At 36.0% G+C, this 10,304-nt stretch carries 9 protein-coding genes and 1 pseudogene; 9 read left to right on the top strand and 1 reads right to left on the bottom strand.

Annotated elements, in window-relative coordinates:
* Window positions 1-317 (top strand): transposase (locus tag FFR48_RS21105; protein WP_137668732.1); only part of this gene is annotated, 317 nt, incomplete at its 5' end.
* Window positions 318-825: 508 nt separating this feature from the next.
* On the opposite strand, the gene FFR48_RS21100 is transcribed toward FFR48_RS21105, so the two are convergent.
* A complete protein-coding gene (locus tag FFR48_RS21100) occupies window positions 826-2,484 on the bottom strand; it encodes an IS1634 family transposase (RefSeq protein WP_137668731.1) in 1,659 nt (552 codons plus the stop codon).
* A gap of 234 nt (window positions 2,485-2,718) precedes the next feature.
* On the opposite strand from FFR48_RS21100, the gene FFR48_RS21095 reads away from it, so the two are divergent.
* From FFR48_RS21095 to FFR48_RS21060, 8 genes and pseudogenes are all read left to right on the top strand, one after another.
* Window positions 2,719-4,800 carry a P-loop NTPase family protein gene (locus tag FFR48_RS21095; RefSeq protein ID WP_137668730.1) on the top strand — a complete coding sequence of 694 codons (2,082 nt, stop codon included), beginning with the start codon at window positions 2,719-2,721 and terminating at the stop codon, window positions 4,798-4,800.
* A 14-nt stretch (window positions 4,801-4,814) separates the two neighbouring features.
* On the top strand, window positions 4,815-5,759 hold the full coding sequence (locus FFR48_RS21090; RefSeq protein WP_137668729.1) for a hypothetical protein: 945 nt from the start codon (window positions 4,815-4,817) through the stop codon (window positions 5,757-5,759).
* 42 nt (window positions 5,760-5,801) lie between these two features.
* Window positions 5,802-7,187, top strand: coding sequence for a hypothetical protein (locus tag FFR48_RS21085; protein WP_137668728.1), 1,386 nt, complete (start codon window positions 5,802-5,804; stop codon window positions 7,185-7,187).
* Window positions 7,188-7,524: 337 nt separating this feature from the next.
* A complete protein-coding gene (locus tag FFR48_RS21080; RefSeq protein ID WP_137668727.1) occupies window positions 7,525-8,601 on the top strand; it encodes a hypothetical protein in 1,077 nt (358 codons plus the stop codon).
* A gap of 180 nt (window positions 8,602-8,781) precedes the next feature.
* Window positions 8,782-9,228, top strand: a complete 447-nt coding sequence (locus FFR48_RS21075; protein ID WP_137668726.1) for a DUF1257 domain-containing protein — start codon at window positions 8,782-8,784, stop codon at window positions 9,226-9,228.
* A 3-nt stretch (window positions 9,229-9,231) separates the two neighbouring features.
* Window positions 9,232-9,435 carry a DUF2997 domain-containing protein gene (locus tag FFR48_RS21070; RefSeq protein WP_137668725.1) on the top strand — a complete coding sequence of 68 codons (204 nt, stop codon included), beginning with the start codon at window positions 9,232-9,234 and terminating at the stop codon, window positions 9,433-9,435.
* Window positions 9,436-9,475: 40 nt separating this feature from the next.
* The gene (locus FFR48_RS21065) at window positions 9,476-9,733 is read left to right on the top strand and encodes a hypothetical protein (protein WP_137668724.1); all 258 of its coding nucleotides are present in this window, start codon (window positions 9,476-9,478) and stop codon (window positions 9,731-9,733) included.
* Window positions 9,730-10,188: pseudogene (locus FFR48_RS21060) on the top strand (Ycf46 family AAA ATPase); the annotation flags it as partial. The gene FFR48_RS21065 and the pseudogene FFR48_RS21060, both read left to right, overlap by 4 nt.
* Between the last annotated feature and the right edge of the window lie 116 nt (window positions 10,189-10,304).

The raw sequence follows: 10,304 nt of genomic DNA, 5'->3' as shown, positions 1-10,304 counted from the left end.
CTTCTTTACCCAGTGATGCTCAACTTTTAGGTCGAGCCATCCGTAAACGTTGGGGAATTGAGAACCAAGCTCACTGGATTCTTGATTGTACTTTTGCTGAGGATTCTTGTCGTATTCGCTCTTGGAACAGCCCCCGAAATTTTGCTCTTTTACGACGCATTGCTCTCAATGCTCTTAATCGTGAACAAACTTATAAACGTACTCTTCGACAAAAAATGAAACGCACTGCTATGGATAACGATTACATGATTCAAGTTCTCAGTTCTTGTTTCATTGACTCTACATTAGATTCCGAAAAGCCCTTATGTCAAGCCTGATTGAGATGCTCTTACCCTGGAAGAAGAATTGCTCCTATAGAAGCATCTGAAATGAGTGGAGGAGTTCTTAAAATTGAATATGACTTGAAGAATACGTTAACTGTCCACGAAACCCAAGATTGCCAGTGGGAAACAGGTACATGGGAAAATCTTGAAGATAAGGATATATATAACCCACATTCCGCACCCTGATCTGGCACATAGAGAAATTACGGAAATAAGAAAGGAAACTGAGCCTAAAAAATCACATATTAGCGAAAAAATACATTGTTGAAAAAGAAAAATACCAAAAATGCCATCAAAACCCATTCTCAATAAGGAGCAATAAGAATGAATACTACCAAGAGGAGTCAATAGATAAATAAAAGAAGATATTTAAGATAGAGATTATAAATTAGACTAATAAGTTGAAGCAAAAAACAAAATTGTAGACATAGTAAACTTGAGCTATAAATCAAAGAAATTAGCTCATTTTCACTCATAGAAATTAAATTAATAGAGATAATAATTAGGTGAATAATTGATAGTAACGTAAACAATCATCTGGTAAAAGACGCAAGATAAAATCTCTGTCTTTATTCCAATTAGAAATATGTTCCTCCTGATTGAGTGTAACCAAATGAATACACTGAAAGCATTGAAAAATCCAGCGTAAAGTAGGGCGGTCAGTTGCTTTACCTAATTGATTTTTAATGGTTGATTTAGACTCTTTTAGAGCATTTCTAATTTGACGTTGAGCCAAAGTATAAACCAGTAGACATAAACCCATAATCATTCCCAGAGACTCTATTCTTTCAGGACTTTTGAGGAAAATACTGTCGGCAAAAAATAATGGGTCTTTGAGAAAACCAAACCCTCTTTCACATGACTGCTGGGCTTTATATTCACTGAGCATAGAATCATCACTAAGTTCCTTTGAATCTAAAACATTCGTAGCAATAATAAACCGCCCTGCACTCAGCAATTCTGTATTAATCTTACTTTCATCTTCGGAAACTGTAGCTGATATTTGGTAAGATATTTCTTGTGGAGAATCTTTGGTCTTAGATTTGACTTGAGTAACCTTACTTTCGTTAATTTGGTGATATTTAAACTGTTTTGATAATTTTGATAATGCCTTGATAGCATCTGCTTCACAAGCAAATTCTTCTTGTGATAACTTTTTCAATTCTTGTACAGCTTTTGATTCTGCTTTGGTAATTTTTTGGGTGAGCTTACGCAGGTCTGATTCTCTTCTTTCTTGACTTTGCACTACTAGCCATCTTTGTTCTATTCCTGCATAATTTTCTGTTTTCAATGTTAATTTATATCCTGGTATTGTACTATCAATAAATTCTGATTCTGGGATTGTTGATATTAATGATTTTGCGGCTTTTATGCTTAATGGTACTCTACATAACCAGCGTAATTCTGACATCATTTTTAGGTTTGGTTCTGTATATAAAGCCGAGTCAGCAACGATGAGACTATTAACTTCTAATTGTTTTTGATATTCTACTGCTATTTTACCAAAGCATGATGAGTCAGCTTGATTTCCTGATGCTAGTTTCAAAAATATGGGGATGTCTCCATCTCCTGAACATATCATTTCTATGATAAACTGTTTTAGGTCTGGTCTGTGGTCACGAGAATAACCATAGGTGATGGTGATTTCTTTGGGTGATTTTACTGCTAATTCTTCTAATTCTTGGTTATCTCCTACTTTTTGACTCTCAAATATTACTTCTGGTAAGCTAGTGTTATACAGCCCATGTACGTGCATTGATGATGAGTCTAGATGTGAGGTTGATAGTGATACTCCAAATCTTTGTGCTGCTTTTAAGGCAATGATAAAAAAGATTGTATCTAATCCTTTTATAAATAGTTTATCCATGACTCTCCCCAGTTTATCGTCGTTGAGATATTCTGGTTTTACTCCTGCTCCTATTAGATGTTCACAGGCTATTGTTTCAAAATATTCGGGAAACATATATAAGGGTTTAGAAACAAATCCTAACCCGTTTATTATCATGGCTTTTACTACTTGACCTGCATTTACTTTTTCGCCTTTTTCGACTCCTATTAATTCATTTATTATTTCTACTATTCCTATCGCGTCTATTATTCCTGCTACTATCCCTAGATGGTCTATGTTCTGAATTTCTATTTCTTGAGGTTTTAATTTCACAACAGCTTCCTCTATTACTTCTGTTGTGATTTTCTCATTTATTGTTTTGTTATCAATTCATTTTTTTCCTATTGAATCTTCTCTCTGTGTCCCGTTACGAAGTTTCACTTTCTCACTCCATACCCAGCTTAATGCTATTTACTCTCATTAAGCCTCTTAACTTTTAAGTTACCTTTAGTTATTATGTACTACTTTAATGGCTTTTTTGATCTGTGACAGTTGAGGGTGCGGAATGTGGGATATAACAAACTGAAAAAAATAATGGGTCTTTATCACAGGGTTCGCAAGGAAACACGTGAGAAGATTACCGCTCCTGATATTGTAGTGAAAGGCTCACTTTTACCTTATTCTCATAAAGAATTGCTAGGTTTATCAGATAGTTTTGGAGTTGAGTTTATAGACTTACCGGGATTAAAATCGGTCAAAGATGAAACCAATTTAGCAATTATCCAAACCAAAGTATCTAGATCATTTTGCTTAGTATCCTTAGACTATCTGCAAACAGATGAGGATAATCGAGCCAATTTGCTCAAAGAATTAAAGCAAGTTGTTGAATCTTTATCTGGTAAAACTGATTCAATGATTTTTATTCTTAACAGAGTAGATACCCACAGTGCTATTGATGACCAACCACTAGAGGATCGCATTAATATACTCAAGGAAGAAATAAGAACTATACTTAATCTTAGTACGTATCCTGACATACTACCGTTTAGTGCTAGGCTCTTATACTATGCACAATGTGCTTGGGGACCTGTACCCTTTGAAGGCAAGCCAAGTACCTCTTCTGAAGTACAGTCGACTTTATTACAAGCCATATTCACAGATTGTGCATCACTTCTTGAAACAAAGTACAAAGATAACGGTGATTTAGAAGAATGGTTTTTAAAAATTAAAAGAAAACTTAGGAATAATTCTTCAAGTCTTGAAATAGAAGAACTAAAGAAAATACTTTTATATGCTTTGGATTGGAGTGGCGGAAACGAGTTATGGAAGCAGCTTCAAGATAGGTTGACAACATCTTTTCCAGAAATAGTTATTAGACCTTCTATCTTCAAGTTTCTTCAAATTCATGAGAATCTTTGTGAACAAATTAAAAGTGTTATAGAGACGCGAAAAGTAGATTCTGAGAAAAAAGCAAGGGAAGAAATTAAAAAATTAGATAATGTTGCCCTCGACCTAATTGCCAAAGTTGAAAAAGATGGACAGTTATTTTTAAGTAATCTCGAAAATGCAATAAATAAACTTCAGCAGCCAGATTGGAAAACAGCCATTAGTTCATTAAAGGAACTTGGTGAAGGCTTTGCTAACCTTGATGAAACAATGTCCAATATTAAAATTGATTTAATTAGTGATATTATTCAACCAATTTCAGACTTTCTTCAGGGTGATTTATCACAGTCTCGTGATGATCTAGAAGATATGCTATCTGAAGTTGTTATTGAAGGTTTAGCAAAAGAAGTTGCCAGAGCCTACGATGAGTACAGTAGGAAAATTTTACTGCTAAAAACGAAATACAAGTTAGAAGAGAAATCAGATGTTTGGGAATTAAGAATTCCTGCTTCTGAGCCTGGAGTTGATGAAATTTTTGAGAGTGTGGAAAGAGTAACCAAGCAATTATTTGATTCAGTCAGAGATGTATTACAAGCACGTGCTAATTTCCTGATGCAGGTAAAAGCTTCTGAACTTAGTAATGGAGTAGGTAGTATCATCGAAAAACAAAAGGTTAACTATAAAAGGTTTTGTGAAAACTTCGCACCTTCATTTGGGTTTACTGATACTGTTTTCTCAAAACTTGAAATTTCAATTGATAACGTGTCTTTGAATTTGCCTGATAATTTATTTCGCCTCCCTGGATATCCACAAGTAAAAGAAACTGTTGAGACTAAAACCAGATATGAAACACGCACAGTAATTGAGAAACAAAGAAAATGGTTTGTTCTTTGGCTGACCAAAGTTGATACAAAAGTAGAAAAGCAATTTCGGTTTGTAGATGGGTACCGATACAAGACAATTCAACTTCCTAACGGCAAAGCTCTAGCTGATGAATGGGAGAATGGTATTTATGACGCTGAAAATGGAATGTGGTTAGAACTCAACGATTGGATTAAACGCATATTGAAAAGTTTATCAGCATCTTTCTCTGGAGCAGTTAATTCTACCCAATTTTTAATCAAACGTTCTTTAAATGAGCAAATAGAAAATATCAGGACTAAATCTGTTCAAACTGAGCAGAATTTGCGTGAGGTTGAAACTGTAATTTTTGAAGTTTCCAAAACTCGGGATGAATTGAAAGAATCAACACAAAGCACTTAAAACATACTGATATTATGAACAATTTGCCATTTAACGAAGAATTAAGTAAACAAGCCAGTCAAACAGCGGATTATTATGCCAAACGTAATAAAATTATTGATTTTGAAATAGCTATAGATTTTTGGATTGATACTCTTGGACTTTGCGAGGATATTGATAAAGAAGATGTAGAACAAGCAAAAACTGTATGTGAACAAACGTTTTTTTTAGTCAGAACAAAAGTGAATAATATTATTCCCCAAGACAAAAGAATCCAGCAAAATTACCGACAAGTAATGGAAAAATTTTTAGATTTAGAACACTTGAACTTGCAACAGCAAAAGGGACAGAATTCTCAAGAGGTTTCTGTATTTTTATCCAATTATTTGCTTTTGTGTTTCGGCTTCTTTATCATCGCATCCGTTCTGGTATATGGTATCTATATCAGAAATAAAGCTTCTGGATCTAAGCAACCAGGAACAGTGAACGATGAACCTGCTAACCAAAGCTGTAAACAGCCTAACAATTTGTCTGGGGTGACAATACCACAGACACCTAAAGGTAAAGCAATTCAGTATCAAAATTTTTCAGTAGTATTTGTGGTCAATGTTTCTCACCAAAATATTATTGATAATATTAAACGTTCTGGTTTTATTACTCCTGAGATTAGTGATGGTTTATGTAGGGCAACCAAAGCTTTATGGGCAGGTAAAAGCTCTGATTTTTCGAGAACGCAATTAAATCAGAGATGGATTTCTTCACAAGAAAATACTTCTCCAGATATTGAATCTACTTTTGATGTTCACCTTATTTGGGTTGAGTTTAAAGAATCCGAGCTTCATCCTGGTTTTAAGGAGAACAAGAAACTTTCTGCGCGTTTAGCAGCTTTTCAATGGCTTGCTAAAATTAGACCTAGAGCAAATGTCTCTCAAAGACTTCCAGATATTTCATATACCCAGACAGAAGTTTATCGGTTATAATCATTCGGTTATACTCATAAAGTATTTAGGTATTTAGTATTTATGATGGACGATTCAAAAAAAATAAAGATTGAAAAACTCGTAATTGAAGAGTCGGAAGTTATTGAAGGATTAAAAAATGGGACGCTTGAACGTTACGGCTGCGCTATTCGTAGAACTTCATCTCTTGCGATAACTCACTTTATTGTTGAGCCTCCAGAAATCACCCAAAAACTTCAGGAAGCACCTTCAAAAAAACTTTTAAACTCGGGCGAATCATCATCAAATCAGCCTCAAGATGAACTTAACTTTACTGACATAATAGATTTGTGTGGAGAAGTTATAAATAAACTTAATGAGGATAAAATTCCTATTCCTGATGGCAAGTATCAACCTATTAGTCCAGAAAAAATATTTGTAATTTCTGATACATATAACGGTTACTCTTCACTTGCTACTAACCAATTATCTTCTATACTACAAGTATCTCAAATTGCAGCCGCTGCAAGCGTTATTAACCTTGGTGTAAGTGTTGCTGGTTTCGCATATATGGGATATAAGCTGAATCAAATTCAAAAATCTTTGAGTGACATACAAGAGCAAGTCGAAACTGGTTTTAAGAATTTAAATAACAAACTTGATGGTATTTCAGGGCAACTATCATATTTGTGCTTGCTGGCACAGAATAGTTATGAACGTCAAAAACGTCTTGAAAAAGCGCTTCATGAAATACACAGACTTTTACTAGTTCAAATGCTGGTAAAGTTAAACGCCACTATCCAAGACTATCTTCTATTTGGAGATAAGTCTACTAGAGATACTATCCGAACCACAGAAGAAGTCAGAGGTACTCTTTTAGATCAAGCAACTAGAGTGGAAGCATCTTTAGATACTGCATCATTGTTAACCGCTGATCTATCAATCAATGGTTGGGTGATAGCATTAATGACTAAAGCCCAATTGCTAGCAAGGCTTGGACGTTATGATGATGCAATTCAAATACTTACTAATGATATTAAGTGCTACAAGTCCATTGTTGAAAAATGGGCAGCAGTCCTAATAAAAGGCAAATTTGAGCCAAAGTTGGCAACAGCTTACAGATTTGGTATACCAGATCTATCGAAACATATTTCAACAGAGAGGGTAAAGCGAATCGCGCGTATATCTCCCATTGACAGAAAGATCAAAAATAACCGCATCAATGAAATAATTAATAAAGCACAAGTAGAATTGATGCTTGAGAGATATTCTCATTGGGGAGAATCTTGGGTTTATGAGCAAGTTGCTATCGCTGAATATTTAGATGGGATGAGTGAAACTTTAGCAAAGTTAGAAAGTTTTTGTTTGTTCCTGGTAGAGTGTCAGAAACGTGGTATCAATATTACTGAGGATTTGTTTGTGAATCTTACTGCTTGCAATAATCTTTATCTTCTGCCAGTTATAAAATAGGGTTCTTGCGTAGATTTTATGGTGGTTGAGGATTGATTACCACAAAACCCTTACGGGGCAAGGATTATAAACTATAATGCCAATATTTCCAATGAAATGCCGACACAATAAGGCTTTCAATGATTTTAAACTGGGTTTTCCATAAAAAGTACCGAAGAACCTAAAATAGCTTTTTCCAAATTAAAAGAATTAATTTTTATGGTTGGTTAAAATATACTATTTTTTTAACCATAATCTTGCTGTTGAAATTATAATAACTTCAACAAAATTTGGGTTGTAGCTATCAATTTAAAGCTAACGCTTTTCTGGGAGTAAACAACTTAACTTCCAAAACAATATGCTACAAGCAGTGCTTCCCAACTCAAATGAAACCTTCCTCCAAAACGCTGTTGTTGAAAGATACAACTTCTCCAAACTAAACAAAACACGCATCCGGTTCAAAATTCAGTTAAAGAAAACCACCAAAAGCAATGCTCCAAAATGGGCAGACGTTCTCAAATCTTCTCAAAATGAACAAGAATCCGACTTAGTAAAAGTCACAAGTTCAGAAGTTGGTTTAAAAGGCATCAAAGTTTTCAAAGCTTTAGATGAAGCAGCAAACAAACTTAGACAAGAAATTGCATCAGTCCAAGAATGGATGAATTATGACAACGGTGATTGGATTTGTTCCATAGACCTAGCACCAATAGTTTGGAGTCAATTAATCGAAATTAGAGATCATATTGCTCCTACTTTACGAACTCAACTCAGAGAAGAATATGAGGAAGGTTTCGCAGATTACCAAGAACGGATTGATAAATTCCTCTCACTCAATGCTTGGCAGTTATCTGGAGAACAACAACAAGAAGTTAAGCATAATTTAGTGAAAGCTTTTCCCTGTGTAGAAGAACTAGAAGACTATTTACAAGTAGTAATTGGTCGTCCTGTGATTATTCCCGCTCTTAGTGAGCAATTGTCAGAACAACAAGCTGAATGTTTAGAACAAATCACTAGATTTATCGAACATTATGACAGAAATTTAGAACAAACACTCAGAGAATCAGCGATCGCAGGTGGTGAACAACTAGCAGCGCAATTACTCGAAGATTTGAGCAACTGGGAACCAGGACGCAAACCGGTTAACTTCAAAAAGAAAATGGAACGCCATTTCAAGAAAGTGCAAATGCTTTTGGGTAACGCCAGTTTTGAAGCGGGAAGCAGTCTTGGACAAATGATGACTCATCTAGAAGAAATCCTCGAAACCGCTTCAGTGGATGCTAAAAGGCTTGACTCACAGGGACGTTCTCAATTGCAGGAAAAAATGGACGAAATTTACTCCAAACTCATGGATGAACAGCGTCATCTGCAAAGATTAGCCAGCGATGAAGGTATGGGTTTAACCAAAGCTACAGCTATGTCTCTTAAACTCCGCTAGGAAAAACAGCCAAAAACCTATCTGTATCATCCCTGAGCAAAACAATGTGTGAGGTGTAGATGAAAACAATACACCTCCCCCCATCTTGCTACGCAATCAAAAGGAGAAGGGATAGCAACTGTTTTCCTGTTTATCACAACCATATTAACTTGCCAATTTGCAGTAACTAGAGGTAAATAAATGTCACATTTTTCAACTGTCACCACAAAATTAACCAACCATCAATGTTTGGTAAAAGCTCTACAAGATTTGCAGCTTACCGTCCAAGTTCATGAAAAACCACAACTGCTAAAAGGTTATTACGACGACTCCGAAGGCAAAAGTGCTGAGATTGTTGTTCCCGGTTCTACTTTAAATGTCCGCGCAGATATCGGGTTTATGTGGGAGCAAGAAGCAGGGGTGTATCAAATCATCCACGATGCTTATGAAACAGTACCCCGACTGGGAGAAAACTTCTTTTCTCATACCCTCATGCAAGCCTACGGTAAAAACATGGTTCGCGCTAAAGCAGAGCAGTTACAAGAACGGTTAGGAGAATGCACCATCACAGAAGAAACGACGGGTCAGGTACATACCTTGCGTCTTGCATTCTCAGCACATCAACAAACTCAACAAGTACGGAGATAGTTTATGGAACGGGCAATATTGATACATTTTGATGCTGGTGCAGGTGAAGTAAAAATAGAAGCCGAGGGATTTGAGGGATTGTCCTGTATAGAAGCAACTCAACCTTTTGAGGAAGCTTTGGGGATAGTAGGCGATCGCACTTACAAACCAGAATCTCAACAACAAGTTCGCACCACTAATACCCATCAACACCGACTACATCAGTAAATCTTCACAGGGGGAATCAACAAAATTCCCCCATCTTTCCATGAGTGAACTACCCGAAGAATATCCCATGCTCCATATTTACACCTCAAAAGGAGCGCGACAACCAGTAATTATCAAAGGAAATACTGAGGGACTTTGCACTTTAGTTAATGCCCTAATTTCCGCTATTGCTCATCCACAGTCTTCTGGAGTTACTGAAGCCTTTAACAGTGATGCCGAAGCTTACGAAGTAGTTGTACATCTTGTCACCACTCATAACGAACTTTATCCCGTACCTGAGCAAAATTCACAACCATGAAATTATCAAACTTAATTACCACCATTGACTCTCAAATACCCATTGTGGCTTTAGAGGTTCTCTCCCCTGAAGAAGCGACCATTATTCAATGGTTAACTACTGAAGTCATGGACAAACTCAATAGTCCTGTGTATTTCTGGAATTTAGGAGTATCCAGCTTAGAACAATGTCTAATTGCTGACGACGGTGGACTGGTATTCAAATCAGTTGATACTTATAAAAAGCCTCCCCACGCTGACCCTTTAATATATGTATTCGAGTACATCAGCAATTTTGAGGGGAATGGGGTTTTCATTCTGGGAGACGTTCACCCCTTTGTGGGTAAAAACTCCCTGCAATTAAGTTGGGAAGTTCTCACCAGGGTCAAGAACTTGTACCATCGTCTCAAACCAACTGAAAAACGCATTGTACTTCTGGGTCAAAATATTCAATTGCATGAATCTTTATTAGACCTGTCCGAAATATATAACGGAAAAATGGTAGAACGGTAAATGGAAAATATACCGTGGTTCTACCAAAGATGAAAAATATTACCAATTATATACATATGTACCCAAAACGCGCTAGGGGT

This window comes from Sphaerospermopsis reniformis (genome assembly GCF_005402885.1).
In the GTDB taxonomy this organism is placed as follows: domain Bacteria; phylum Cyanobacteriota; class Cyanobacteriia; order Cyanobacteriales; family Nostocaceae; genus Sphaerospermopsis; species Sphaerospermopsis kisseleviana.
Note: the sequence above shows the minus strand (reverse complement) of the source record. Positions and strands in the feature narration are given on the sequence as shown.